The sequence below is a fragment of the Acetobacter ascendens genome (assembly GCF_001766235.1).
In the GTDB taxonomy this organism is placed as follows: domain Bacteria; phylum Pseudomonadota; class Alphaproteobacteria; order Acetobacterales; family Acetobacteraceae; genus Acetobacter; species Acetobacter ascendens.
Genome location: NZ_CP015166.1, coordinates 1 through 26118, shown reverse-complemented (window position 1 = coordinate 26118; position 26118 = coordinate 1). Strand labels below are relative to the sequence as shown.

Below are 26118 nucleotides of genomic sequence, written 5' to 3'. Positions count from 1 at the left end.
CTACGCTAAGCTGAGAACGCGCTTCCCATAATCCCTGAGCTCGCCCTTCGGTCCGACATATCTGTATAGAGTGACGCGCTCGATCCCGAGTTCCTTGCACAGATCGGAAACAGACGTGTCGCGCTGCGCCATGGCGGCCTGGGCGAGACGCACCTGTGCTTTGGTCAGGGCGAATTTTCGCCCTCCCTTTCGTCCGCGCGCTCTGGCTGCGGCAAGGCCAGCCATGGTGCGCTCGCGGATCAGATCCCGCTCGAACTCGGCCAGAGTGGCAAAGATACCGAACACCATGCGGCCGGATGCGGTCGTGGTGTCGATCTGAGCGCCTTTTCCGGTCAGCACACGCAGGCCGATCCTGCGGTCTGACAGATCCTTCACGGTGTTGACCAGGTGGGCGAGCGAGCGCCCGAGGCGATCGAGTTTCCAGACCACCAGCACATCGCCGTCGCGCAAGGATTTGAGGCATGCAGCTAAGCCGGGCCGATCATCGCGGCTACCGGATGCACGATCATCATAAATATTACCTGGCTCGATACCGGCGGCACGCAGGGCGTCGTGCTGGAGGTCGAGGGATTGGGAACCATCGGCTTTGGAGACGCGGGCATATCCGATCAGCATGTTTCTTAAACGTTGGTTTGAAGCGGTGACGAACATGAGCACATAAGCTTGCACTATTGTGTATCTTAACCAGCATCGCAATCAAACTATCTCAAACCTTACCTTGGAAAGAATAAGGAGCATGTATGCCGCGTCGCGTGACCCTGACCGATCGACAGCGCGAGGCGCTGTTTCACTTACCGGTCGATCAAGGTGATCTGCTGCGGCACTATACCCTTAGCGATGAGGATCTCGGGCATATCCGCCAGCGCCGGCGCGCCCACAACCGTTTCGGCTTCGCGCTGCAACTGTGCGTCCTGCGCTACCCGGGCCGGGTACTCACCCCTGGCGAGCTGATCCCGGCACAGGTATCGGATTTCATCGCGGCCCAGCTCGGGCTGAGCCGTGACGATCTACTCCTCTATGCCGCGCGCGAGGAGACCCGGCATGAGCATCTGGCGGACCTACGCCGGATCTACGGCTATCGCTCCTTTTCGGGGCGGGGCGCACGGGATTTGCGCGATTGGATCGCTCGGGAAGCCGAGGCGGCGACATCGAATGAGGATCTTGCCCGTCGCTTCGTTGCAGAGTGTCGCCGCACCCGCACAATCCTTCCCGGTTTCTCAACGATTGAGCGCCTTTGTGCCGATGCACTGGTCAAGGCCGAACGCAGGATCGAAGATCGTATCGCCCATCGCATAACACCAGCCCTGAGCGAGAATTTGGCTCATCTGTTAGAGAATACGGTGGATGGTCGCATCACCCGCTTCGTATGGCTGCGACAGTTCGAAGTTGGCGCAAATTCGGCGGCGGCCAATCGGCTGATGGATCGACTGGAATATCTCCACAAGTTCGATCTTCCGGCAGATTTGCTGGACGGCGTTCCCGCGCATCGTGTGACCCGCCTTCGCCGGCAGGGCGAGCGCTATTACGCCGACGGCATGCGCGATCTGCCCGAAGGCAGGCGGCTTGCAATCCTCGCTGTCTGCACCATGGAATGGCGGTCATCTCTGGCTGATGTCATCGTGGAGACCCACGATCGCATCGTAGGCCGTCTCTATCGGGTATCCGAACGCCTTTGCAGCACCAAGATCGCCGACGAAAAGGCGGCCGTTCGGGACACGCTGAAGTCTTTTGCTGAAATCGGTGGTGCTTTGCTTGGAGCGCAGGACGATGGCGCATCCCTGGACGGGATAATCACCACCGGTCCAGGCTGGGAACGGTTCAGAACCCTTGTCGCCACGGCCTCTGCGTTGACCAATGTGCTCGCTGCCGACCCGCTCAGCCGTGTGCTGGACGGCTATCATCGCTTCCGCCTCTATGCGCCCAGGATGCTGCGCCTGCTCGACATGCAGGCGGCGCCGATTGCCAAGCCTCTTCTGACGGCTATCGCGCTGCTACAGAGCGGGATCAAATCCGATCCTCCTATGGATTTTCTACGTCCCAACTCCAAATGGCATCGCCATCTTCGCGCTGCGCCCGCCGGCGACTACCGACTTTGGGAAATCGCGGTGCTGTTCCATATCCGCGACGCTTTCCGGTCCGGCGACATATGGCTGGCAAAATCGCGCCGCTATGGCGACCTCAAGCAGATCCTGGTCCCGCCACAGGCGATAGAGCAGACCGCGCGGTTCGCTGTGCCGCTGCAACCCGGCGAATGGCTTGCCGAGCGCAGGGCTCGACTGGATACACAACTGAAGGCGCTTGGCCGCGCGGCGCGAACCGGTACGATCCCAGGCGGCATCATCGAGAACGGCAAGCTGCACATCGACAAGCTGAAGGCTGACACACCCGAAGGCACTGAGGATCTCGTACTCGATCTCTATCAACAGCTCCCGTCCACGAGGATCACCGATTTGTTGCTGGAAGTCGATGAGCGAACCGGATTCTCCGAGGCTTTCACGCATCTGCGCACTGGCGTGCCTTGCCGCGACCAGATCGGCCTGATGAACGTGTTGTTGGCGGAAGGCGTCAATCTTGGTCTACGCAAGATGGCAGCGGCGACCAATACGCACAGCTTCTGGGAATTGCTGCGGATCGCACGCTGGCATGTCGAAGGCAGCGCCTATGATCGGGCGCTCGCCATGATCGTGGAAGCCCATGCCGCTCTGCCTATGTCCGCCTTCTGGGGACAAGGGAAATCCGCATCCAGCGACGGGCAGTTCTTCCTTGCTACCGAGCAGGGCGAAGCGATGAATCTGATCAACGCGAAATATGGCAACGTCCCAGGCCTCAAGGGATACAGCCATGTGTCCGATCAATATGCACCCTTCGCTACCCAGGTCATCCCGGCAACGGTCAGCGAGGCACCTTATATACTCGATGGGCTGCTCATGAATGACGCAGGCCGCCGCGTCCGCCAGCATTTTGCCGACACGGGTGGCTTTACCGATCATGTGTTCGCCGCCAGCTCCTTGCTCGGCTACAGGTTCGCACCGCGTATCCGAGATCTCTCTCAGAAAAGACTCTATGCCTTCACGCCCAACGCGACGCCCGCCAATGTGCGAGCGCTGGTTGGCGGCAAAATCAATGAACCGCTCATCGAGCGCAACTGGCCCGACATCCTGCGCGTCACGGCAACGATCGCAGCGGGCATCGTCGCCCCCAGCCAGATTCTTCGCAAGCTCGCTTCCTACCCGCGCCAGAATGAGCTGGCCCTCGCATTGCGGGAGATCGGTCGCATCGAGCGCACCCTGTTCATGATCGACTGGATTCTCGACGCCGGTCTCCAGCGCCAGGCTCAGATCGGTCTCAACAAAGGCGAGGCCCATCATGCCCTCAAGCGCGCCATCAGCTTCCATCGTCGAGGTGAGATACGCGACCGCTCAGGCGAAGGGCAGCACTATCGTATTGCCGGCATGAACCTGCTCGCCGCCATCATCATCTTCTGGAACACCATGAAACTCGGGGAGGTCGTGGACAGACGCGCCGTGGACGGCATCATCATCCCGCCTGATCTCCTCGCCCATGTCTCACCGCTGGGATGGGAACACATCAACCTCACCGGCGAATATCGCTGGCCTAAATCCTTAGCGTAGGATTTCGCCCCCTCCCGCAAACGACCCCACTGAGCGCTCGCAGGACGGGCGACGCACAGTGTCTGTATCTGGGGCTTACCAGCAAGGCCGCTTTGGCGGCTGACGCCGCCATAAGCAGACAGTAAAATGTAATTTCGGCAGCAGAGCCCCGCTCTCGGAGGCGACCTAATGCCTGGTGCTCGGCACCTTTATGGTAGGTCGTTGTATACTTAGATGGTAAGGCTTGCCGAGGAGTCGAGATGTCCCTGCCCGATATTGATTTTAGTGAGATCCGACGACACGGCAACCAAGCCGACGCCTTCGAGGAGCTATGCTGCCAGCTCGCTGCGGACGAGGCGTCGCTCGACCGGGTGAGGTTCGACCGCAAGGGACGCGGGGGCGATGCCGGCGTCGAATGTTTCGAGACGCTCGCCGACGGCTCGGAGATCGGCTGGCAGGTCAAGTTCTACTGGGACATCGACTCGATGCTGCGCTCGCTCGGCAAGTCGCTCGACACCGCGCTAGTCAAGCATCCCAAGATGCGCAAGTTCATCGCCTGCTTCCCCTTCGACCTTGCCGACGCCCGCAAGGACAGCACGACCACCGCGCTCGAAAAATGGGACGCCTGGCGCGCAGAGCGGATCAAGCAGGCCGGCAAAACCGGCCGAGCGATCGAGATTGAGCGCTGGGACGCACACGCCCTGCGGAAGCGGCTGACCAGCAGCAATCCGCGCGCCGCGGGCCGCATCGCCTTCTGGTTTGATCGGAAGCTCTTCACAACTGACTGGTTCGAGGGGAAGTTCGCGCGCGCCAGGACCGGGCTCGGCGAGCGTTACGATCCCGAAGGCCATATCGATCTCCCGATCGGCCGCGCGATCCGCGCCGTCACCGGCGATCCCGCCTTCTTTGTCGAGCTGGGCGAGCTCGGCGATGCGGTTCGTCGCGCTGCGGACGAAGCGTTCCCGATTGTCGGGACGCCGGTTGCGGACGCCTGCGACACCGCCGTCGCGGCGCTCCATGCCGCCGCCCAGTCCCGCATTGTGCCGGCCGCTTCGCTTTGCGAGGCGGTGCGCGCCGCCGCCAATGGGGCCTTCGCGCTGCATGGCGAGCTGGGTGCCGCCAATGGCGAGCGCGATCCGAGCACGGCGATGGGGGCGATTTCGGACCTGGCGGCGCGGCTTCGCGGCATCCTGGCTGAGCTTCGCATGCCGCATTGGGCATTGCTCAACCGGCGGTCGCTGCTCATCCACGGCGCCGCCGGCAGCGGCAAGTCGCACCTCCTCGCCGACGCCTGCGCGCACCAGCTGGCGGCGGGCCGCCCGGCATTGATGATCCTAGGCGGCACCCTCGCCGACGACGAGCCCTGGAGCCAGATCCTCAAAGGGCTCGACCTTCCCCGCCATCTCGAAGTCAGCCAGTTCCTCGGCGCGCTCAATGCCGCGGGCGAAGCGGCCGGGGTGCGCACCCTGATCGCAATCGACGCGCTCAACGAGAAGAACGGACAGGCGATCTGGCCCGAGCGGCTGGCGGGCCTGCTTCACGACATCGAGCAATTTCCCTGGATCACCGTCGTCCTGTCATGCCGCACCACCTATCTCGAGCTGGTGATTCCCGACACGCTCGACGCCGCGAAACTACCGCAGATCGAGCACCGCGGCTTTTCGGTCGGGGAGGTGCGCGCCTATCTGCGGCAGCACGGGATGACCTTGCCCGAGACGCCGCTCCAAGTTGCCGAGTTCCGCACCCCCTTGTTCCTGCGACTGTATTGCGACGCGCTCGACTTCGAGGGCGAGACGCTGCTGGCACGCGGGCTCGGCGGCGTCACCGACATCTTCCGCGCCTATACCGACGCGGTGGCGCGCCGCGTGCAACGCCAACTGAAGGTTCCGCCCGGCCGCAGTCCGGCCGCGCAGGCGCTCGCCGGGCTGTCGCGCGAGATGGCCGACACCGGCCGCGCCGACATCCCGCTCGACCGCGCCGAGGCGATCGTCCGCGCGGTCCATCCGGGCCGGTCGGCCCATGAGGATCTGCTCTTCCAGCTCGAGAATGAAGGGATGCTCGCGGTCGATCCGATGTTCACCGCCGCGGGCGGGACCGTTCAGGCGGTGCGGTTCACCTTCGAGCGGATGGGCGACCATGCAGTCGCGGCCGACCTTCTCGCGCGTAGCAGTGGGAGTGGCGCGGCCGGCCTCTGCGCGGCCGGAACGCCCTTGCGCGCAGCGCTCGACGACGACGACAGCTGGATCGTGTCCGGCCTGCTCGAAGCGCTGGCAGTACAGTTGCCCGAGGGTTTCGGGGTCGAGCTGCCCGACCTCCCCGGCCTGCCGGACGCATCTGTGCCCGACCATGCGTTCGTGCAGAGCCTCCAGGCGCGCCGGCTCGACGCGCTCACCGCGCGGACCTGGGAATTGGTCGATGCAGTCGGCGGTGATACCCTGCGCTATGATACGCTGATCGCCCTCGCCACCGAGCCCGGCCACCCCAACAATGTGCGGCATCTCGACGCCGAGCTTCGCGCGCTGTCGATGGGCGGACGCGATGCGCGCTGGACGATCCACCTCGCCCAATCGCCCGATGCGGCGTTCCATCTGATCGACTGGGTCCGCGCGGCCGACCCTGACGGTATCGCCACCGAACGTGCGGAGCTCGCCGCGACGCAGCTCGCCTGGTTCCTCACTGCGACGCGCCGGGCGTTGCGCGACAAGGCGACTAAGGCGCTGGTCGTGCTGTTCGCCGACCGCGCCGCGCTGGCGACGCAGGTTTGGCGGGCCTTCGCCGGGCTCGACGACCTCTACGTCGTCGAGCGGCTCGCCGCCGCGCTGTTCGGCGCGGCGATGCAGGGGCGCTGGAGCATGGAGGAGCTGCGCGCCGTCGCCGGGATGTTACACGCTGACCTGTTCGCCGGCGGCAGTCCGCCCGCCAACAAGCTGCTCCGCGACTATGCCTCGGGCCTGATCGGCTATGCCGCGGCACAGAGCGCGCTGCCGGCGGGATTCGACTTGGCGTCGACCAGCCCGCCCTTCTCGAGCGCCTGGCCGATCGAGAAAATCTCCGAGGAGCAGATGGAGGCGTTTAAGGTCGCTTATGGCGAGGATGGCGAGGGCCATCGCGACACGATCGTCGCTTCGCTCAAGGACGGTGACTTCGCGCGCTATATCCTCGATCCGGTCGCTCGCCGCTTCAGCCCCGCACCACGCGGCACCGACCCGCTGCCCACTGCGAAGGATTTGAGGGACCAGTGGCTCGCCGAGTTCACTGCCGGCGCGAGCGAGGCGGAGCTTGCCGCCTACGACACGCTCCAGGCCGCGGTCGCTGCAATCAAGGAGGAGCGGAACGGGCCGGTCCATGCGGACCGGCGCGACGACCTCCGCGCCGCGAAGCGCGCCTTTCGCGACGCCATCGGTCCCGAACGGTTTGAGGACTGGCGCGCGCGCGCCGAGAGCTGGCGCGACGAAGGCATGTACCAGGGCTTCGCGGCGCGCGGGCCGGCCGAGTTCAACCTGGCCTGGGCGCGCCGCTGGGTGACGTGGCGCGCGCACGACCTCGGCTGGTCCGAGGCGCTGCACCAGGAATTCGACCGGCGCATCGACACCGGCCGCAACAGCCATGAGGTCGAGCGGATCGGCAAGAAGTACCAATGGCTCGCGATCTATGAACTCGCGGCGCGGATGGAAGACAATCTCGCGGTGCTGCCCGGCGAGGAGGAGGATGGACCCAGCCGGTTGCGCGACATCGACCCGTCGATGCTGCGCGAGCGCACCGAAGACGATGGCTGGCGCCGGCCGCGCGAGGCAAGCTTCTGGGCGCCTTATGCTCCGACCATCGACGCCGCCACGCCCGGCGAAGCGCTGGCCTGGCTCAATTCCAGCGCGGCGATGCTCGACGGCGCGGAAAACGTCGAGGTCGTCGACCAGGACGGCCGTCAATGGCTCGTGCTCACCGGGTTCGAGCTATGGGAGGAGGATCGCGACCAGGTTCGCTCGGAATCCTGGCGCAGGATCGGCTGCACGATTGTCCGCGCCGCCGACCTCGGGCAGCTGCTCGCCCGCCTCGATGGCGTCCACATGACCGGGCATCACGACATGCCGGTTGGGGGTGCCGAAGGCTATCATCTGCATCTGGGCGAGCATCCCTGGGCGTGGTCCGACCGAAGCGACCATGGCTGGATCGAGTGGCGGCCCAATGGCAGCGACTGGCAGGCGCCTGCCTTGGCCGTGCGGCCGCCCACCGCCGAATATACTGCAGAGAGCACCGGCTACGACTATTCGATCACACAGAACATCACCCTCAACCTGCCCGCGGGCTGGCTGATGGACGCGCTTGGCCTGCGCCTTTCCGACGGCCAGTCGATCGAGTACTGCAATACGGAAGGCGAAGTGGTGTTCATGGATCCGTCTGTGCACCGCGTCGGACGAAACGCGGCCCTAGTCGACCGAGCCGCATTCCTCGACTTGCTCGCGCGCGAGGAGCTGGTCGCGATATGGGCGGTGGCGGGCGAGAAAAGCGTATTCGGCGAACTGCACAGCGATGGTTTTGGCGGCCGCCGCGCCTTCACCCGGTTGTTCCATTCAGACGGCGGCGCGCTTCAGGCGCTTTCCCGGTTCGAGACCTTCGACAAGCCTTCGCGACGACAGCGCGCGATCCTGCTCGGCGAGGATGCCGACGGCTTGGCGGATGACGAGGAAGATGCCGATGTCGAGATGTAATCGCGCTTGACCACGCGGCGGGTAGCTGTCGCGGTTAAAACTGCTTTAGCACAGGCAGGTCCAACTGCATGACTGTGAGGCGAACGGCGGGTTTCGGGATCTACCAAGCAACAGCTGAATGACCGACATTGGGGTGCAAAGCTGACTGGCCACTTTGGGCATCCCATTGGCAGCTTCTATCAGAAGCAGACGTTCATGGCAGCTGTCATGAACGACTGGCTCTGGTCGTTAGTCGTCATAAAAGTGAGCACCGCGAATGGCAGCTTTCGATCACTCCTCACCGATAACCGACATTCCGTTCCCCCCATTGCGGTCAAAGAGCGCTATTTTTGCAGCATCATTTCCGCCATCCCATCCAGCCGGGCCTTATGGCGCTCCCAGTCCGGCATGACGCGTTCCAGAAGTCCCCAGAATGCCGGGCCATGATTGTGCTCCTTCAGATGGCACAGCTCATGCAGGATCACGTAATCAATGCAGTCACGCGGAGCTTTCACCAGATGCGGGTTCAGTGTGATGGTGCCCCCCGGTGAGCAGTTGCCCCACTGGGTCTGCATCACCTGAAGTTTCAGGGTTGGGGGCGCTGTCACCCACAGTGTTGTGGGGAGAAGGGCAGACAGGCGGTTTTGAAACACCTCCTGCGCCCTCGCGAAATACCAGAGTTCCAGCAGCTTCTGAATCCGTAAGGTATTGCGTTCCTGCACGGAGACCTCCAGCCGTCCGCGCAACATCCGCACGGTCTCTGGCGCATCAGGCTGATGATGCACTTTCAACAGATGCCGCCGCCCCAGATAGAAATGGCTTTCCCCACTGACATACATGCGTGGCGTGGCATGTTCCTGCACCGCCCGGAAGTCCCGCAGTTTCTGCCAGATCCAGCGGGTCTTCTGTTTTAACGCCCGTTCCAGATCGACATCGGGGGTGCCTTCGGGAACAACCACCTGCACAGTCAGGTCGGGATGCACCTTGATGCGCAATGTCGTGCCAGGACGAGCACGGGGCAGCAGTTCCACCCGGATATGCTCATCCCCATAGGTCAGAATGCGGTGGTCCTTGTCGCCCATGCTCAGCCGCGCAGGGTATCAGCAGGACCAGCCCGCATGATCTGGATGACCTGCTCGATGATCTCCTGCGCCTTGTCCACACTAAAGCCCGCTTTCTGGCCCGTGCTGAACAGGAGTGGCAGCAGTTCTTTCTTGACCGCTTTTTCCATATCCGGGCGGCTGAGCGAGTTCTCCCGCACGGCCTTGTCCACGATTTGGTTAATCTGGAATGCCAGATCAATCCAGCGCTGGTTTTCCTCATCCGTCTGCTTATGGTTGAAGATAGCAGCAAGTGTTTTGAGGAACACGCCATAATAGGCCTGTGCATGCCGGTGCCCGTCAAAAACAGACGGGATATTGTCTAGCTTGCGGTTGGCCACCTGTTCCTCAAACTCCTGGAACAGCATGAACTGCTTGAGCGGATGGTCAAACAGACTCTCCGCCTCCTCGATCACCCTGCGCAGCAGGGCCGAGAAGGCTTCCTTCGCATACGGATCATCCTGCATCTCGTGGTCGATCATCTTCGTCACACGGGTGCGGATCAGATCCGTCTCGTTGCGGGTTTTCTCCTCGCTCCAGGTTTCCGGTTCGTTGTCTTCCGGCTTCTGCCCCATCTTGCCGACCGCATACAGGCCGCCAGACTCATGAACCTTCACGCCTGCCACATGCCGGTCCAGAAGCTTTTTGACCTGCTCGGCATATTGGTCGAAGTCCACGGTTTCACCGGTATCCTGCATGACCATCTGCCGCAGGCTGGTCAGTTGCTTCAGCGTCTCCTTGTAGGTGGCGCGGTCCTGTTCCGTAAAGCTGGTGTCTTCAAAGAACGCCACGGATTGCAACGCCACTTTCAGGCAGGCGGCAAACTTCGTCAGCGCCTCATAGAAATCATCCCGACGCTTGAGGTTCACGTCCACCATCTGGCCGTGTTCCTCCACCATGCGGGGCATGAGCACGGCACGCAGCTGCTGGAGGTCACTCCTGTTCTTCACGCCGTCAAAAATAGCCCAGAGCGCTTTGTACAAGGCCGGGAGTTCGCGGTATTCCGTGCTCATCTGGCTATAGAGGCCAGCAATGTCCTTCGGGTCATACCCGCCGACATTTTCGGCCGCCAGCTCGTCATAGCGGGCAAGCGTGGTATCCAGTTCTGCCAGAATGCCGCGATAATCAATTAGCAGGCCATGCTTCTTCTGGTCATGCAAGCGGTTCACGCGGGCAATGGCCTGAAGCAGATTGTGCTGCTTCAGCGGCTTGTCGATATACAGCACCGCGTTCTTTGGTTCGTCAAAGCCGGTCAGCAGCTTGTCGACCACGATGATCAGCTTGAGATTGGGATCGTTCTCAAAGCGCTCAATCACATTACGTGTATAATCTTCCTCGCTCTGACTGCCGACATTCTCCTTCCACCAGTCCTGAATTTCGGGCTGCTTGCGCTCATCCACTTCCGTATGGCCTTCGCGCGTATCGGGCGGGCTCATGACGATGGCGCTCTCGAACAGACCAACCTCGTCCAGATATCGTTTATAGCGGATGGCGGAGAGCTTGCTGTCACAGGCCAGCATGCCCTTGAGGTCCTTGTCGATATTGTTGTCAAAATGTGTGGCCAGATCCATGGCAATCAGCCGGATGCGGTCATCCGCCTTGTAAACCTGATTGGCGCGGGCAAAACGCTTCTTGAGGTCCGTGACCTGCTCTTCCGTCAGCCCCTGCGTGATGCGTTCAAACCAGGCATCAATGGCGCGGTCATTCACATCCAGATCGGGTTTGCGTTCCTCATAAAGCAGGGGCGTCACGGTCCCGTCCGAGACAGCCTGCTGCATGGTGTAGGAGTGGATGATCCTGCCAAAACGGTTGGTGGTCTCACTCCCTTTGAGCAGCGGTGTGCCGGTAAAGGCGATGAAGGCGGCGTTGGGCAGGGCGTGCTTCATGCGGGCATGGTTCTCACCGCCCTGACTGCGATGGCCTTCATCCACCAGCACGATGATGTCCGCACTGTCATTATGGCATTCGGGCAGAGCGGTGGCGGTGTGGAACTTGTTGATGAGCGAGAAGATGATGCGTTCCTGCCCGTGCCCGATCTGCTGCGCCAGACGGCGGCCTGAGGTGGCCAGCGCCTCTTCCTTGTCCTTCTTGTCCGCCAGTTCGCCCCCCGTGGAGAAGGTGGTGCTGAGCTGGCGTTCCAGATCCTTGCGATCTGTCACGACAATGATGCGGCATTGCTTGAGGTCGTCATCCAGAATGAGGGCGCGGCTGAGGAACACCATGGTGAAGGACTTGCCAGACCCCGTAGTGTGCCAGACCACGCCGCCCTCACGCCCGCCATCGCTGCGGCGGGACTTGATGCGTTCCAGCAAACGCTTGATGCCAAAGACCTGCTGATAGCGGGCGACGATCTTGCCCGCCTTGCGGTCGACCAGCGTGAAGTATCGGGTCATTTCCAGCAGGCGCTGGGGCGAGAGCAGGCCGATCAGCAGGCGGTCCTGATCCGTGACGGCAAGCGGGCGGGAGGCCCAGTCCTCGAACCATATCCGGGCCGGGGGCTTTCGATCGGCAAACAGCGCGTCTTTTTGCGCACCCGAAAGCGGCGTGTTCTTGAGCGTCTCCATCCGGCTTTCGGGAATGTCCTCTTCCTTCCAGCTTGCCCAGAATTTTTTGGGTGTGCCGCAGGTGCCATAGCGCCCGTCATGCCCGGTGATGGACAGCAGAAGCTGGCTGTAGGCAAAAAGCTGCGGAATTTCGTCCTTGTTTTGGTTGCGAATACTCTGGGAAATGCCAGCGTCCACCGTTGGGCCTTTGCCCGGCTGACCATCGGGGCGCTTGGCCTCGATCACGGCCAGCGGAATCCCGTTGACGAAGCACACGATGTCCGGCCTGCGGGTCTGTGTCAGATCCGTGCGCAGAACGCTGTATTCCTCGGTGAAGGTAAAGCTGTTGTTGTCCGAGTTCTGCCAGTCGATGAGCGGAATGGTGGGTCTGGCCTTGTGTCCATTGATGCGTTCATGTGCAACGATGCCGAACAGCAGATGCGTGGTCATTTTGTCATTGGCGTCGCGCAGGCCGGACACGAAATCCGGATGCGTGACGTGTGACACCAGCGCATCAATGGCCTGATCAGACAGACTGTGCTCCTGCCCTTCAAACGTAAAGCGCCGCTTTTTCAATTCTGCCCGCAGGATTGTGTCCAGCACCACGGCACTCTGCTTGCCGCCCCGCAAAGCCAGCGCCTCGGATGGAGGCAGAAACCGCCAGCCGAGAGTGCTGAGCAGCGCCAGTGCCGGAAGCTTGGCACTGTATTCTTCCTGAAATTTCGGGGTGGGAGCCATACTGTCAAATATCCTGTGGACTGAAATGATTTAATCGACCGTTACGCGGCGCTTGCCGGTCAGAAGCTGCTGCATCAGGGCTTTTTTCTCCTGACGCAGGCGTGCGAGGTCGGATTCAAGGGCGGTGATTTCTTCGTTTGCCCTTGTCAGAACGGCAGCTATGGCTTCCTGTTCATCTACTGCGGGAACGGTAACCTGTAGATGCATAAAGTCAGCAGGTTTTACGTTGAGAAGACCATGGGCACGGCCCCCTTCATGCGCAATTTGTGTCAATCCATAGTTCATAAGCCCGGAATCAAAATAAAACTCGAAGAAATCTCCATTTGCGAATTGATGAGATTTTAACCGAAAGCAAATATACAGTGTCGTAACGACACCTTTTTCATAACGGTTGAGCCGTTTTATTGCTCCCATAGGATAGCCAATAGAATAGCTTTTATTATATGCGAAATCTCCATTTTCTAAGAGAAAATACCCATCGAGCGTTTCTGATGCGACTGTTTTTTTGAAATATTCTTCCTGCTTTACCAATCCGTCTTGGGCAGAAATTGTAACGACGTTTGTATTCCCAGATGTATTCCGCTGCATAAGGCGAACGAAAAAATCAGAAAGCCGATGCTTTTTCCACTCCCCCGTGAATCCCGGCAGGCGTTTTTTGCCTGTGAGGAGTTGCTGCATGAGGGCTTTTTTCTGCTGCTGACTGTTGGCCAGAAGCTTCTCCGTCCCCTCAATCGCACGATCCCACGTCGAGAGGATCGCTGCGATCTTCTTCTGTTCGGGGAGAGGGGGGAGGAGGAATACAAACTCGCGTTGAGCGGTGATGGGTACTTGGTTACGCGTAGTTTGCCTCATAATAGATTCATATTGAGTGTCAATATATGTCGAGGACATATATTGATATAGAAACGAGTTGTTTAATTTTATTGGGTCGCATCTATATAAAGTGAGCGTGGTGCTCAATATGACCCGTTCCTCACTTGTTTTTAGAAGAGCAACCGGTCCAACTGTTGCATTATGTGCGAATAAGACATCCCCATCTTTAGCTATGCCCTTCTGCAATTTGTCCGCTTTTTCCGGCGCAAGAAATTTACATTTTTGAAAGTCTATCCGACCATTCTGAATGCAGTTTGCAGATATGTAAGGTACACCGGAACTGACAAATTCTTCCTTTTTTGGATAAAAACTTCCATGGTTTCCATCAATGTGAACCGTAATAGTTTTGTTTTTTAAAAGTTCATCAAGTCTTTCTTCTTTCCACCCCTCAGGAAGCATAACCCAGCTCCTTCAGATAAGCGTCCATCTGAGCTTCCAGCTTAGCCAGTTCCGCCTTGATCTCCGCCCGTTCCTTGCGCACGGCGTTCAGGTCGATTTCCTCTTCTTCCTCAAATGTATCGACATAACGCGGAATGTTCAGGTTGTAGTCGTTCTCCTTGATCTCGTCCGGCGTGGCGAGATGGGCGTATTTGTCTACGTCCTTGCGGGCGCGGTAGGTGTCCACAATCTTTGTGATGTTCTCTTCGGTCAGCACGTTCTGGTTCTTGCCCGCCTTGAACTCGCGGCTGGCGTCAATGAACAGCACGTCCTTCGTCTTGCGGTCCTTGCGGAAGATTAGGATGGCGGCTGGAATCCCCGTGCCAAAGAACAGCTTTTCCGGTAGGCCGATCACGGCATCCAGCAGGTTTTCCTCGATCAGCTTCTGACGGATTTTGCCTTCCGAACTGCCCCGGAACAGCACGCCATGCGGCACCACCACGCCCATGCGGCCTGTGCGATCCTTCAGTGTGGCAATCATGTGCAGGATAAAGGCGTAGTCGCCCTTGGTCTTGGGCGGCACACCACGGGCAAAGCGGTGGTGCACGTCTTCCGCTGCGTCTTCATGGCCCCATTTATCGAGACTGAAGGGCGGGTTGGCGGTCACCACGTCAAAGCGCATCAGATGGTTCTTGTCATCCAGAAGCTTGGGGCTGCGGATGGTATCTCCCCATTCAATGCGATGGTTGTCCTCGCCATGCAGGAACATGTTCATCTTGGCAAAAGACCATGTGGAGCCAATGGCTTCCTGCCCATACAGGGCGTAGTCCCTGCTGCCGTTGTGGTTCTGCGTCACCTGCTGGCCGCATTTCATGAGAAGGGAGGCCGAACCACAGGCCGGGTCACAGATCTTATCGCCCGGCTGCGGGTCCAGTAGACGGGCCAGCAGTTCACTGACTTCCGGCGGCGTATAGAACTCGCCCGCTTTCTGGCCGCCGCTGGCGGCAAAATTCTTGATCAGGAACTCGTAGCCATTGCCGATCACGTCCAGATTGCCAACGCGCGAGGGGCGCAGGTTCAGGTCCGGCTTGTGAAAATCTTCCAGAAGATGCCGCAGAATGGTGTTCTTCTGCTTCTCATCGCCCAGCTTGTCAGAATTGAAGCTGATGTCCTGAAAGACGCTCTTGCCCGCATCCTTCAGTTTGGTGCCGTTGGCTTCTTCAATGGCGTGCAGGGCCTTGTCGATCCGCTCGCCATTGCCGGGGGCATTGCGCTCTTGATAGAGCGTATAGAAGTCCGCGCCTTTGGGCAGAACAAAGCGTTCCTGTGCCATCATGGCTTCGATCAGATCAGGATTGTCACCATACTCCTTCTTGTAGCTGTCATAATGGTCCTGCCACACATCGGAGATGTATTTCAGGAACAGCATGGTCAGCACGTAATCCCGATACGTGTCAGGGCTGACGGTGCCACGAAAGGTATCGCAGGCGCTCCACAGCGCCTTGTTGATGGTGTCTTGTGAAATCTGCTCGCTCACGCACTTAAATCCTGTATCAAAAACGTCACGGGTATGGGTCAGCCCGCCAGAAGGTCTCTGGCAAGCCCGGTCATGATCTGCTGGCTGGTCTGGCGCAGGCGGTGCAGAAGTGCCTCCTCGCGCTGCATGGCGCAGGCCAGCTCCACAATCTGTTCCTGTCGGGACAGGGGTGGGAGTGCTACCGGCACGCTCTCCAGTGCTGGACGGGCAATGTTGCGCACAAGGGTGGAACTCTGGGCCTGCTGCTCCAGATAGCGCTGTGCGGGATCCTGATTGAGCCACCAGACCAGCCAGGCGGGCAGCACGCCTGGACACGACACGCGCAGCACAAAAAAGTGCGGCGCGGCGACGGCCTGAAGGCTGCCGATGCTCTCATTGATCAGAACCGCCAGTGACACATTGCCACGGGCAGGGAAGAGGATATCGCCCGGACGCAGCCAGTCCGGCTCACGCCGCCCGGCCACCTCGGTGCGCACGCAGGACGCCCAGTTCACGCCAGACGGTGCGGTGTCGCGCATCTGCACGACAGCCGTTTTTGCCCCATCGGTCGGGTCGATCCGCCCTCTGAACGACCATCCTGTGGAAACGGCGCAAAGGGCAGAAAGCGATGTTTTCTGAACATGAACGACTTTGGTCATGGCTGCATCCTGCGCGGAGAACCTAACCCTGTCAACCTGTTATTTTTTGGCACCATCGCAATTGGTGCACTTTACGGCTGTGATTGTGCGCCGTGCCCCTGTCCTGCCCCGGCCGGACAGGCATCACCCCGCTCTCCCAACGTGGTCGCAGTCTGCGTTTTCGCTGACATGTCAGAAAAACGTGTTCACGAAATCCGGTTTCGTGAACACGTAGTGCCCGCAGATCGTCTGGATCCCTGCGCCCCCGTTCAGGCCGGGGAAGACTCTGGCAGATAGGGCTGACTACACGAAAGTGCGTGTTGCGTACGCTTGGGGTGAACACCTATGGAACGCTCTCGCAGAGTCCCTACTGTGAAAGACGTGCTTATGCCGAAATCGGTAGCGTTCGACATCCTGTGGCGGGGCGAGCGCCGGATGCGTCACTGGGGTGTAGATATTGGCACTGTTTCGTAAGAGATACATGCCACAAATTATAATGCGTTGTGCCTCGTCTATATGGGGGATGTCAGCATGTGAAATAGTCATGGGTGTCACGTTGAACCCCAACCGCTCCCCAAAGGGAGCCCTTACTAATGCGCCCTTTTCTCCGTTTGCCCAATCTTGGCGGCGCAGCCGCCGCACTGAGGGTGCAATGGTGTATGAAGGGCCTGAAATATGTGAGGTCAAAGTGTGGACAGATCGTAGGTCAGAGTGAGGTCAATGCAGGGGCAAGCCTACGGCAATGTGACGGCAACACGGAGTTAGAGCCTATTTTCGATGGCCTCACGCATATCAGCGCGTAACTCTTCAAGAGAGATCAGGCCTTGAATGAATCGGGCGTTCGCGTCCTCAAGTAGGGCGTCGTGAACATAGCCTTGCCGGAAATTGGAAGCCCTAGCTTCTTCGACTGCCCGTCGACGGCGTTCGCACTCTTCCATCAATTTTCCTCCAATCTGCGCCAGAAGTGTTCCATTTCTGTGGGGTTTCTGTTCCAGAAGACGCCCCATTTCTGTGGGATTTCCGCTCCACTTCTGCGGGGCTTCCGTTCCACCTAATTTCGGCCCTTCATACACCATTGCACCCTCAGTGCGGGCGGCTCCGCCGCCAGGGACGGGCAGGCGGGAAAGGGAGCCAGAATCTTGGCTCCCTTTGCGGATTTTGGCTGCATGTAAGGGTAAACGGAGAAAGGGGGACAGTTAGTAACCGCTCCCTTTGGGGAGCGGCTGGGGTTGCCTTCTGGGAAGTTTCGGCCAATCATGGCCCCAGAAACGGGGAAGGCCCGGTGCAGCAACACCGAGCCTTCCAACAAACCCACCCCGTGACCTACACCCGGTGGGCCTGCTACTTCCGAGGGGTAAGAGATAACCCAGTTCTGGGTTTCCCCTCAAGAGGAGATAGGTCCGCAGGGTTGAAAGATCGACCGTGACCTTAGTAAAAAATCGAGTTCCAGCCCTCTCTCACGATCACAACGCTATCCCTCGGCATACGTTGAAAAGCCTTTTCCTGTCCGATGTGGACAGACTGGCGCACGAAAGTGCGTGTTGCGTACGCTTGGGGGTGAACACCTATGGAACGCTCTCGCAGAGTCCCTACTGTGAAAGACGTGCTTATGCCGAAATCGGTAGCGTTCGACATCCTGTGGCGGGGCGAGCGCCGGATGCGAACAGGGGATCGGCGTTTTGAAAATCAGGCCTATCGGGCGTCAGGTCTGAACCTGCTGGTGGTAGCGGTTATCCTATGGAATACGCGCTATCTTCAGTCTTCCATCGTAACGCTCGGCATTTCCGATGACCTGGCGCGGCATATTGCACCCCTCGGTTGGGAGCATATCTCTCTGACAGGGGACTATCGCTGGAATGTCGATGAACAACCTGACGTCGACGCGTTACGACCGCTTCGGGTGCCTGCATCCCTGCTTGTCGCTTGAACCCCAATGCTGGCGGTTCTGTAGGTGTTCACCCTAAGCGTACGTAAAATACACTTTCGTGTCGTGACCCCAGCATGCAGGAAAGACTGGTGGACCTTGGTCAGGATATGAGGCTGGTCACCGACCTTCTGCATGACCTGGACCAGAAGGTTGCGGGCACACCCACAGCACCGGACGCGACCGGCTCACAGGAGCCAGAGGGCATCCCGGACGAGCTGATGGCTATGGTGCTGGAAATCCTGCTTCTGGTGCGCTCATTCAGTGCGCCACATGAGAGGCAAATGGCCCAGGCAGATGTGGCGCAAATCGGCCTGCCAATTTGGAGGAAGGCAAATTTGCGGGACCGGTGAGCATGTCAGGTAAGAGGAAAGACAGCTACGTCGATTTAACCATCAGCTCCAACCAACAAAGCAATCTGACGTCTGATTGTGAATAATTGATCAGGACGTACCTTGCTTCCGGTTATGCGGAGACGATGCTTGGATGTGGTTGTCAGCAAAGCGCTAATTGCCCAACATGACTTGGAACAGCCGTTATCAGCGCTCGGATCAATCCGAACCGCCAGATCGGGAATAACGAGGTTCTCGTCGTCGGTTAGGGGAACAAGCATGACGTTCGGCCATTCAGGCGGAAATAATTCATCTTCAACAACAACAGCAGGGCGGAGTTTGTTCGGCTCTTTTGGCAAGGCATCACCCCGCCAATCTGCAAGAACAATCTCGCCAGGAGCGAAAACTCTCCCGCTGGCGACAACCGACCGATCACGCACCATGGGTTCCGCCGGTCTCTTCAAAAAGTTCCTGGGCAGAAGGTGTTGCCGCAACGTAGCGGGCAACCCGTGCACTGTCTCTGCGAATACGATCGCGGCGCGCGCGCTTTGCTCCTGTTTCCAGGAGATCACGGACAAGCTGACTCAAAGGAATACCGCTCGCTGCTGCTTCCTGTTCAAGATTGAGACGTAGACGTTCATCTAGCCGGATTGAAAGCGGAGATGCCATAGCTTCCTCCATACAAATTGTATGCTGATTTTGTAGCACAATTATGTATTCAACCACAACAAGAAATACTCTGAGATCAAGCCTATCTCCCCCGAACATGCAATTTTTAACAGATCGTGGCTTCCAGATATGCTTTACGGACGTTCTGCATGTCTTGTGGCGTGAACCCGGCGGTATGGCAGGCAATGGTGGCCTGAGCCTCAGGCAGCCTTGAGATACGCATAAAGCGTTTCCCGACTTATTCCTAAGTCACGAGCAATCCGGGCTTTGGGCTCATGGGCAGAAACGCGGGCCTTTAGTTCCGTGATCTGTTCCGGTGACAGGGATTTCCTGCGTCCGGGTAGCTTTCCCCTGGCTCTGGCAGCCTGTTGCCCTTCGCGCTGGCGTTCCTTGATTAAAGACCGCTCGAATTGAGCGAAAGACCCCATCACTTGCAGGATCATCGTCTGCATGGGCGAAGCGTTCCCCTCGAACGTCAGGGCTTCTTTGATAAACCGAACACCTACGCCACGGGCTGTGAGTGTCTCCACAAGATGCAATAGGTCTTGAAGGTCACGAGCAAGCCGGTCGATGCTGTGACAGATGATGGTGTCACCTTCCCTTACATAACGCAGCATCTCGATGAGGGCCGGTCTGTTCCGCGTGCCGCCGGAGCATTTGTCCGTGAAGGTCTTATCCACCTTCACCCCATCGAACCTCTGCCGGTCCGTGTTCTGGTCAACACTTGATACTCGAACATAGGCGATGATCTGACCGGCCATGATGAACGCTCCCTTATGTGTCAGAAAACACCTAAGTAATACGCTGACAATATGTCAATAAATTCGTTTTGTGTGTTTTCCTGACACTCGAAAAACTCGGTTCTCAGCCAAGGCCGGAAGTGTCCAGAAAAGTTGCTAGCCTGACAGTCGGCTTAACACCCATTCACCCGAAAACTTGAACGGGTGAAACACTGACCAGCTTGTAAGGTGTTCACCCTCTCGGCTTACGTCTGGTTTTCCAACGGGTAAGAGGTTCTTGTCCGTTATCCTTCAAGATCACGTCCAGCCCATCCATGACTAACGCCTGAATGGTGGTGTCATGCTCAACAGCAAGCTGTTTCAGTCGCTTGTGGTCATGCGGCAAGAGATAGACCGTCATATTCACCGCCTTGTCTTTGAGGCCATCGTGTGGAAAGTACGCTAAACAACGTTTAGCATGAACAGTAGAAGAACGTCTGGGTAGCGTGATCTTGCCTGAGGGCAAGCCGCTGTTTCTTTGTTGAACAACGGCAAGCAGCACGGAAGTTAGCGGATGAAATATCCGCTAACGCGCCAATATGCCTGTTCACGCGAAAGTACGACGGTTTCAACCGCGTTGGGTTTGTTAGCGAAACGCGTCTGGAACTGAATGATCTGATAGTCACCCGCTGGCGCGCCCGGCAGCGTTTTTGTCTGCATCACGCTTTGGAAAGTGCGTGATGACGGGCGTCCCAACGGTTGTCGTACAGACTGGATCGTAGTGGCCCACTGCGCCGGGGTGATCTTTGCCTTGAACAGTGTGCCTGCGGCTTGCCAGCTTGCATCCCACTGCCCTTCATCAAGCAATTCGACCCATTTGCGGGCATCGGCCGATGCCTTTGTTTCGGCAGGACGGGCAATGCTTGTCGAAATATTCTGGGCGGAAACCCGGGCGTCGTCCTGCCCGCTGATGGTCAAAAGCGCTGCGGCCGCAATGATAAGAGACATGATAAGCATTCCTCCGGTAAGCCACGCCAGGCGATGCCCCGACGATCGCGGCGGTGCTGGCTCTTTGGCTCTATCCACCGAAGAAGTTGCTTCGGCACCCCCAATTTCTTTGGGGCCGACATTATTGGGGGTGCCCCCATCCATCTCGGCGAGACGTCGGGCAGCTTCACGGCTGCTCGAAACGCCCAGCTTGCGCCGCGCATCGCGTAGGCGGTCATTTATTGTGTGCACCGACAGACCAAGCGTATTGGCGATGGATTTCGCGTCATGGCCGACCAGAAGCAGACGTAGAGCTTCTTTCTCGCGCGCGCTGAGAACCACTTGATCGTCTGTTGTCATGATACAGCCGATGGTGTCGGCCGCGCGACGCCAAGACGCTTCATCTCGCGATAGACAGTCGATCGCCCGATCCCGAGCTGACGCGCCGCTTCAGTCGGCGACACGCTCGCCGCGATAAGTTTTAGCGCCGCGCTGATCTTGTCGTTGTCGAGCGGCTGCCGCCCCGGCAGCCTGCCCTTTGCTCTCGCCGCTGCAATCCCGTCGCGTGTACGTTCTGAGATCAGTCGCCGCTCAAAATGCGCAATGGCGCCGAAGACGTGGAAGATCAGCTCTCCGGCTGCGGAGGAAGTGTCGATTTTCTCCTCCAGGCTGAGCAACGCTATTCCGCGTGAGCGGAGCATGGTCACCGTTGTCAGCAACTCTCCCAGTGAACGACCGAGGCGGTCGAGCCGCACAACCGCAAGCGTATCGCCCTTGCGTGCGTATTCCAGCAGCTCGTCCAGTCCTGGTCGCTCCATGCTCTTGCCCGACATCACATCGGTGAACACACGGATCGTACCGGCTTCTTCCAATCGCATACGCTGCCCGGCCACATCCTGATCACCGGTACTGACACGCGCGTATCCCAGAATGCCGCCCATGGCACCGTCTCCCAAACGACCGTTCTGTGGACACTGAGTGAATGACCATTCCGGATCGACAATATCCGTCCACATAATGCGTCTCTTTACTCTCCGCTGTCCATAGCCGAGACTGACCTTTTGTGGACGGAATGACAGCGTGACCAGGCTCAAACATCACCTGCTGACAGCCCAGGAACGGGATCAGATGCTCGCCATCCCGACAGACCGGGACAGTCTGGTCCGCCTTTACACTTTCGAGCCATCGGATCTGGATATCATCGGTTCCCGGCGCAGGCGACGCACCCAGATGGGCGTTGCCGTGCAACTGGCGTTACTCAGGCACCCGGGAACAACACTGGCTCAGTTTGTGCAGGACGTCGGATCGACGCCATCCGCGTTGGTCGCCTTCGTGGCAGACCAACTTGAGCTTTCCGGCAGCGACCTCGCCGATTACGCCGCGCGGGAGCAGACGATGACCGATCATGCCCGCGATCTGATGACGATCCTTGGCCTGCGCGCGCCCCAGAGAGTCGATATCCCGTTCATGATCGAGGCTGCGGCAAACGCAGCCTGGGCCACGGACAGCGGCATCGTAATCGTCCGGGCCGTGATGGACGCGCTACGCCATGCCAAAATCGCACTCCCTTCGATTTCAACCATCGAACGCGCCAGCATTGCGGGACGGGCGCGGGCCCGACGGAAGACCGCGCAGGCGTTAACGCAGGGCCTCACAGGCGATCAGGTCACGGCGCTGGATCGGCTTTTCGCCACAACGCCTGAAGGGAGCATCAGCCAACTTGCCTCGCTCAAGACCATACCGGTTGCCGTCAAGCCGGATCACATCAAGCGCATTCTGGAATTGTTGAGACAGGTTCGACAGATCGGGATTGATCCCGTCGTCGCCAAGCGCATTCACATCGACCGCTTTCACCAATACGTCCGGGAAGGCCGGATATCTCCGGCCTCGATGATCGAGCGCTACACGCCATCACGCCGTTACGCCACGCTCGTCGCTTTCCTGATCGATGCCGAGGAACGTCTGACGGACAGCGCCCTGGACATGGCTGACAAGCTGGTCGGCAGCATCTTTACCCGGGCACGGAACACAAAGGCCCGCAGCTTTTCGGCAACGTCGAAGAACGTCGCACGCCTGATGCGCCTGTTTCAGGCGACCATCGATGCCTTGGCCGAGGCGGCCAGCGACGGCAGAGATCCCATGGAAACTCTGGATGCCACGGTCGGATGGGCGACCCTGTTGAAAGCAAGGTCAGAGGTTGGGGCGATCGCCAGGACTGCCGACCTCGATCCTCTGACAGCCGCTGCGGAGCGTTATATTACCCTTCGAAAATTCGCGCCCGATCTGCTGGAAACGCTGGAATTCCAGGCAGGAAGAGGAGGCGCCAAGACCCTGGCTGCGATCACGTTGTTGCGGAACCTCAACAGAGCAGGCAAACGCGATTTACCTGGCGACGCACCGATGCCGTTTCGCAAGGAATGGCAGAAGATCGTTATCGATCAGGATGACAAGCCCAACCGGCGTCTGTGGGAAATCGCGACGCTCGCGCATTTGCGCAACAAGCTGCGTTCCGGTGATGTGTGGATCGAGCGGTCGGCCAATTATCGTCGCTTCGACAGCTACATGCTCAGTACGGAGCAGGCAAAACCGTTCATTGCCGAACTTGACCTTCCCCTGTCGGCGGATGAATGGCTGGATCAGCGCGCTCGCGAATTGGATAAACGCCTGAAGAAGTTTGCGCAAAGCCTGAAACGCGACGCTTTGCAAGGCGTACGATTCCGAGACGGGCACCTCCAGATATCGCCGATACGCGCAACAACGCCTCCCAAGGCGGAAGACCTGGCGCAACAGCTCAACGCCCTGATGCCGCCAATCCGCATCACGGAGCTGCTGCACGAGGTGGCGCAGGCCACCGGTTTTTTGAACGCCTTTACCAACCTGCGCACGGGCGAAGCCTGCCCCCACGAGAACGCGTTGCTTGCTGCCATTCTGGCGGACGCTACCAATCTGGGGCTGTCACGCATGGCTGCCGCGAGTCACGGCGTTACCCGTGATCAGCTCTTCTGGACCCACGACGCTTACGTCCGCGACGAAAATTACCGCAAGGCGCTGGCTATCCTCATCGACTCTCACCATCGTCTGCCATTTTCCCGCATCTGGGGTGAGGGTTCGAGTTCAAGCTCCGATGGACAGTTCTTTCGCGGGGCCAAGCGCGGTGCCTCAGGCGGAGACGTCAATGCCCGCTATGGCGTCGACCATGGGTTCAGCTTTTACACGCATGTGTCTGATCAGCGCGCCCCATACCATGTGAAGGTCATCTCGGCTGCGACACACGAAGCGCCATACGTGCTCGACGGCCTGACCAATCATGGAACGGGGCTTAAAATCACCGAGCATTATACCGACACGGGTGGTGCCACCGACCATGTCTTCGCGCTCTGCGCCCTGTTGGGTTTTCGCTTTTGCCCACGCCTGCGCGACTTTCCGGATAGACGCCTGGCGTCCATCGCACCGGCCAGTTCCTATCCCTCCATCAGCCCGCTGCTTGGCAAAACCATCCGCACCGACATCATTCGGGAACAATGGGAGGACGTGCTGCGGCTTGTCGGATCAATCAAGGCCGGGCATGTCGCGCCCTCCAGGATGTTGCGCAAGCTTGCTGCCTATGAGCGCCAGAATCGGCTCGACGTCGCACTCCAGGAAATCGGCAAGATCGAGCGCACTCTGTTCATGCTCGACTGGCTCGAAACCCCTGATCTGCGGCAGAGATGTCAGGCAGGGCTCAACAACAGCGAGCAGCGGCATGTGCTGACCCAGGCAATCCATACCTTCCGCCAGGGACGGATCATCGACCGCAGCCATGAAGCCCAGCAATACCGGGCGTCGGGCCTCAATCTCGTCATCGCGGCGATCGTCTACTGGAATACAGTCTATCTGCAAACCGCCGTCACACATCTGCGCTCAACATCGGCGGTCGTCCCGGAGGACCTGCTGGCGCATACTTCCCCGGTGGGATGGGAGCACATCGCCTTTTCCGGAGACTTCCTCTGGGACAAAGCCGCAGCTTCTGCGGGCCGCAAGACGCTCAATCTGTCGAAACAGGCTCGTGCCGCCTGATCGTTCCTTTATTGTTCATGCCAAACGTTGTTTAGCGTACCATCCACACGATGGCCTCTCTTTGACATATGCCCCCGGTTTATCCTGTGGCGGCTGTGTAGGCGCTTGCTCATGAAAGGCTGCTACTTTCTGACCACTGGCTGGCTTCGCCTCTATATCGTCCAGATCAAGGCCAATGGAACCAAGGAAAGGCCGCTTGCTCATGCGTCGTAATCTCCTAACAGGGCCATGAGGTTATCATAGACGGTGGCAATTTCTTCTCTGACAGTCTTGTCAGTCTCGAACCCAGATTGCCCCGCACCGGCTGCCCTATAGTAACCCACGCGAATGACGGTGCGACCTATGACCGGCGCTCTGGCGGAAAGTAATTCGGTCGCCTCCACTGCATCAGGGCTACGCTTGTTGGTGATCTGGCTAATCACGAACGCCATAGGCACAACACCGCGCAGCTGACGAATGACCGGCCCCACCGCGTCCAGATCGTCCGGCGTAGGCTTGGTGGGTATCACGGCCATATCTGCCTTGCTGGCAATCTTCCGCAAAGCGTCATGGGTGCTTGGCGGCGTGTCGATCAGGACAAGATCAAACTTACCCCGTAGCTTTTCCATCATGTCAGGCAGATTTTCGGGTGATAATTGGATTAGTTTAGGGCCAGCGTCTGGCGTGGCTGCCGTCCTTCTGTTCCACCAATTCGTTAGACTACCCTGTGCATCAAGGTCGATGATAGCAACCGATTTTCCTGCATCTAGTGCCGACGTAGCCAGTTCGCGGGTGAGTGTTGTCGCACCTGAACCGCCTTTCAGCTTTGAGATGACCACAATCTTTCCCGTTTTCATGGTTTCGCCTTTTCGGGTGAATGGGTGTTCATGTGTTCAATATCCTGTTGAGCCGGTAGGCGAATAAAGCAGGGTGTGAAGTCGTAGCCGCTTGCGGTAGGCCTACTTCACCTGTCCTGCCCACAACTAACATGATATTCTTACGCCATAAAAAGAGACATACACCTGCAAATTTAGCGCAAACCTTTCGACAATCTCGGACATATGTGCTGCGAACCTTGCAGCAACCTTGAACGAACTTTCGATACATTTGTTCGGGCTAAGTAAGGCCGAGTTTATACCCGTGCGGTCTCACATGCTCCCTATTCCTGAGCCATACGGTGCTGGTTTTTGGTGTGTTGGAAGAAGTGAGACTAGGTGCTGCCCCGATATCCTATGCTCTCACACCATCGTATCAGGTCATTATGTGACATTCCGGCGCCTGAAAGTGGCTCTGCATTAAAGAAATTACTCTGAGAATTAAGTTCACTGTCATTTTGGCACTTAGAAAGAAACGCCCGTTTCCTGCGGGCA

The 26118-nt window shown here is 58.8% G+C and carries 18 protein-coding genes and 1 pseudogene; 5 read left to right on the top strand and 14 right to left on the bottom strand.

Features of this window, described 5'->3' with window-relative positions; translation table 11 throughout:
- Positions 1 to 615, bottom strand: coding sequence for a recombinase family protein (locus A4S02_RS14280; RefSeq protein WP_010512305.1), 615 nt, complete (start codon positions 613 to 615; stop codon positions 1 to 3).
- Positions 616 to 740: 125 nt separating this feature from the next.
- Here A4S02_RS14280 and A4S02_RS14275 point away from each other — a divergent pair, with 125 nt between their 5' ends.
- Both A4S02_RS14275 and A4S02_RS14270 read left to right on the top strand, forming a co-directional pair.
- Complete coding sequence (locus A4S02_RS14275; RefSeq protein ID WP_061507276.1) at positions 741 to 3632, top strand: Tn3 family transposase; 2892 nt, start codon at positions 741 to 743, stop codon at positions 3630 to 3632.
- A 239-nt stretch (positions 3633 to 3871) separates the two neighbouring features.
- Positions 3872 to 8317: an NACHT domain-containing protein gene (locus A4S02_RS14270; RefSeq protein WP_070324331.1), complete on the top strand. Its 4446-nt coding sequence runs from the start codon at positions 3872 to 3874 to the stop codon at positions 8315 to 8317.
- Positions 8318 to 8640: 323 nt separating this feature from the next.
- Here the strand turns inward: A4S02_RS14270 and A4S02_RS14265 are convergent, their stop codons facing one another.
- The 6 genes from A4S02_RS14265 to A4S02_RS15765 form a co-directional block, all read right to left on the bottom strand.
- Positions 8641 to 9378 (bottom strand): M48 family metallopeptidase, encoded by a 738-nt coding sequence (locus tag A4S02_RS14265; RefSeq protein WP_070324330.1) that lies wholly within the window; start codon positions 9376 to 9378, stop codon positions 8641 to 8643.
- 2 nt (positions 9379 to 9380) lie between these two features.
- Positions 9381 to 12677, bottom strand: a complete 3297-nt coding sequence (locus A4S02_RS14260; RefSeq protein ID WP_070324329.1) for a type I restriction endonuclease subunit R — start codon at positions 12675 to 12677, stop codon at positions 9381 to 9383.
- 30 nt (positions 12678 to 12707) lie between these two features.
- Positions 12708 to 13949: a restriction endonuclease subunit S gene (locus A4S02_RS14255; RefSeq protein ID WP_070324328.1), complete on the bottom strand. Its 1242-nt coding sequence runs from the start codon at positions 13947 to 13949 to the stop codon at positions 12708 to 12710.
- On the bottom strand, positions 13939 to 15465 hold the full coding sequence (locus A4S02_RS14250; protein WP_070324327.1) for a type I restriction-modification system subunit M: 1527 nt from the start codon (positions 15463 to 15465) through the stop codon (positions 13939 to 13941). Before A4S02_RS14250 ends, A4S02_RS14255 begins: the two co-directional genes overlap by 11 nt.
- 38 nt (positions 15466 to 15503) lie before the next feature.
- Positions 15504 to 16103 (bottom strand): restriction endonuclease subunit S domain-containing protein, encoded by a 600-nt coding sequence (locus A4S02_RS14245; RefSeq protein WP_070324326.1) that lies wholly within the window; start codon positions 16101 to 16103, stop codon positions 15504 to 15506.
- Between the two features lie 740 nt (positions 16104 to 16843).
- Entirely contained in the window at positions 16844 to 17020 is a 177-nt protein-coding gene (locus A4S02_RS15765; protein WP_157885570.1) for an antitoxin VbhA family protein, read from the bottom strand.
- 731 nt (positions 17021 to 17751) lie between these two features.
- On the opposite strand from A4S02_RS15765, the pseudogene A4S02_RS14230 reads away from it, so the two are divergent.
- A pseudogene (locus tag A4S02_RS14230) lies at positions 17752 to 18009 on the top strand (Tn3 family transposase); the annotation flags it as partial.
- A gap of 74 nt (positions 18010 to 18083) precedes the next feature.
- Positions 18084 to 18359, top strand: a complete 276-nt coding sequence (locus A4S02_RS14225; protein WP_228142527.1) for a hypothetical protein — start codon at positions 18084 to 18086, stop codon at positions 18357 to 18359.
- A 35-nt stretch (positions 18360 to 18394) separates the two neighbouring features.
- On the opposite strand, the gene A4S02_RS14220 is transcribed toward A4S02_RS14225, so the two are convergent.
- The 6 genes from A4S02_RS14220 to A4S02_RS14200 all read right to left on the bottom strand — a co-directional run bounded on the left by A4S02_RS14220 (position 18395) and on the right by A4S02_RS14200 (position 21654).
- Positions 18395 to 18781 carry a type II toxin-antitoxin system PemK/MazF family toxin gene (locus A4S02_RS14220; protein WP_003631194.1) on the bottom strand — a complete coding sequence of 129 codons (387 nt, stop codon included), beginning with the start codon at positions 18779 to 18781 and terminating at the stop codon, positions 18395 to 18397.
- Complete coding sequence (locus A4S02_RS14215; RefSeq protein ID WP_228142526.1) at positions 18771 to 19007, bottom strand: BrnA antitoxin family protein; 237 nt, start codon at positions 19005 to 19007, stop codon at positions 18771 to 18773. The genes A4S02_RS14220 and A4S02_RS14215 overlap by 11 nt, the downstream gene beginning before the upstream one ends.
- Positions 19008 to 19207: 200 nt before the next feature.
- Positions 19208 to 19768, bottom strand: coding sequence for a recombinase family protein (locus A4S02_RS14210; protein WP_070324323.1), 561 nt, complete (start codon positions 19766 to 19768; stop codon positions 19208 to 19210).
- A 211-nt stretch (positions 19769 to 19979) separates the two neighbouring features.
- Complete coding sequence (locus tag A4S02_RS15810; protein WP_162272822.1) at positions 19980 to 20288, bottom strand: ribbon-helix-helix domain-containing protein; 309 nt, start codon at positions 20286 to 20288, stop codon at positions 19980 to 19982.
- 5 nt (positions 20289 to 20293) lie between these two features.
- Positions 20294 to 21073, bottom strand: coding sequence for a helix-turn-helix domain-containing protein (locus A4S02_RS14205; RefSeq protein WP_035979553.1), 780 nt, complete (start codon positions 21071 to 21073; stop codon positions 20294 to 20296).
- The gene (locus A4S02_RS14200; protein ID WP_010516174.1) at positions 21070 to 21654 is read right to left on the bottom strand and encodes a recombinase family protein; all 585 of its coding nucleotides are present in this window, start codon (positions 21652 to 21654) and stop codon (positions 21070 to 21072) included. Before A4S02_RS14200 ends, A4S02_RS14205 begins: the two co-directional genes overlap by 4 nt.
- A gap of 139 nt (positions 21655 to 21793) precedes the next feature.
- Here A4S02_RS14200 and A4S02_RS14195 point away from each other — a divergent pair, with 139 nt between their 5' ends.
- Positions 21794 to 24769: a Tn3 family transposase gene (locus A4S02_RS14195; RefSeq protein ID WP_029605691.1), complete on the top strand. Its 2976-nt coding sequence runs from the start codon at positions 21794 to 21796 to the stop codon at positions 24767 to 24769.
- Positions 24770 to 24969: 200 nt separating this feature from the next.
- Here A4S02_RS14195 and A4S02_RS14190 read toward each other — a convergent pair whose 3' ends face one another.
- Complete coding sequence (locus tag A4S02_RS14190) at positions 24970 to 25605, bottom strand: ParA family protein (protein WP_070324322.1); 636 nt, start codon at positions 25603 to 25605, stop codon at positions 24970 to 24972.
- Between the last annotated feature and the right edge of the window lie 513 nt (positions 25606 to 26118).

Bases quoted from the DNA above. Each gene is read 5' to 3' on its own strand.
- A4S02_RS14280 (WP_010512305.1), bottom strand. From the start codon at position 615: ATGCTGATCGGATATGCCCGCGTCTCCAAAGCCGATGGTTCCCAATCC.
- A4S02_RS14275 (WP_061507276.1), top strand. From the start codon at position 741: ATGCCGCGTCGCGTGACCCTGACCGATCGACAGCGCGAGGCGCTGTTT.
- A4S02_RS14270 (WP_070324331.1), top strand. From the start codon at position 3,872: ATGTCCCTGCCCGATATTGATTTTAGTGAGATCCGACGACACGGCAAC.
- A4S02_RS14265 (WP_070324330.1), bottom strand. From the start codon at position 9,378: ATGGGCGACAAGGACCACCGCATTCTGACCTATGGGGATGAGCATATC.
- A4S02_RS14260 (WP_070324329.1), bottom strand. From the start codon at position 12,677: ATGGCTCCCACCCCGAAATTTCAGGAAGAATACAGTGCCAAGCTTCCG.
- A4S02_RS14255 (WP_070324328.1), bottom strand. From the start codon at position 13,949: ATGCTTCCTGAGGGGTGGAAAGAAGAAAGACTTGATGAACTTTTAAAA.
- A4S02_RS14245 (WP_070324326.1), bottom strand. From the start codon at position 16,103: ATGACCAAAGTCGTTCATGTTCAGAAAACATCGCTTTCTGCCCTTTGC.
- A4S02_RS15765 (WP_157885570.1), bottom strand. From the start codon at position 17,020: ATGGAAGAGTGCGAACGCCGTCGACGGGCAGTCGAAGAAGCTAGGGCT.
- A4S02_RS14225 (WP_228142527.1), top strand. From the start codon at position 18,084: ATGCAGGAAAGACTGGTGGACCTTGGTCAGGATATGAGGCTGGTCACC.
- A4S02_RS14220 (WP_003631194.1), bottom strand. From the start codon at position 18,781: ATGGTGCGTGATCGGTCGGTTGTCGCCAGCGGGAGAGTTTTCGCTCCT.
- A4S02_RS14215 (WP_228142526.1), bottom strand. From the start codon at position 19,007: ATGGCATCTCCGCTTTCAATCCGGCTAGATGAACGTCTACGTCTCAAT.
- A4S02_RS14210 (WP_070324323.1), bottom strand. From the start codon at position 19,768: ATGGCCGGTCAGATCATCGCCTATGTTCGAGTATCAAGTGTTGACCAG.
- A4S02_RS14205 (WP_035979553.1), bottom strand. From the start codon at position 21,073: ATGACAACAGACGATCAAGTGGTTCTCAGCGCGCGCGAGAAAGAAGCT.
- A4S02_RS14200 (WP_010516174.1), bottom strand. From the start codon at position 21,654: ATGGGCGGCATTCTGGGATACGCGCGTGTCAGTACCGGTGATCAGGAT.
- A4S02_RS14190 (WP_070324322.1), bottom strand. From the start codon at position 25,605: ATGAAAACGGGAAAGATTGTGGTCATCTCAAAGCTGAAAGGCGGTTCA.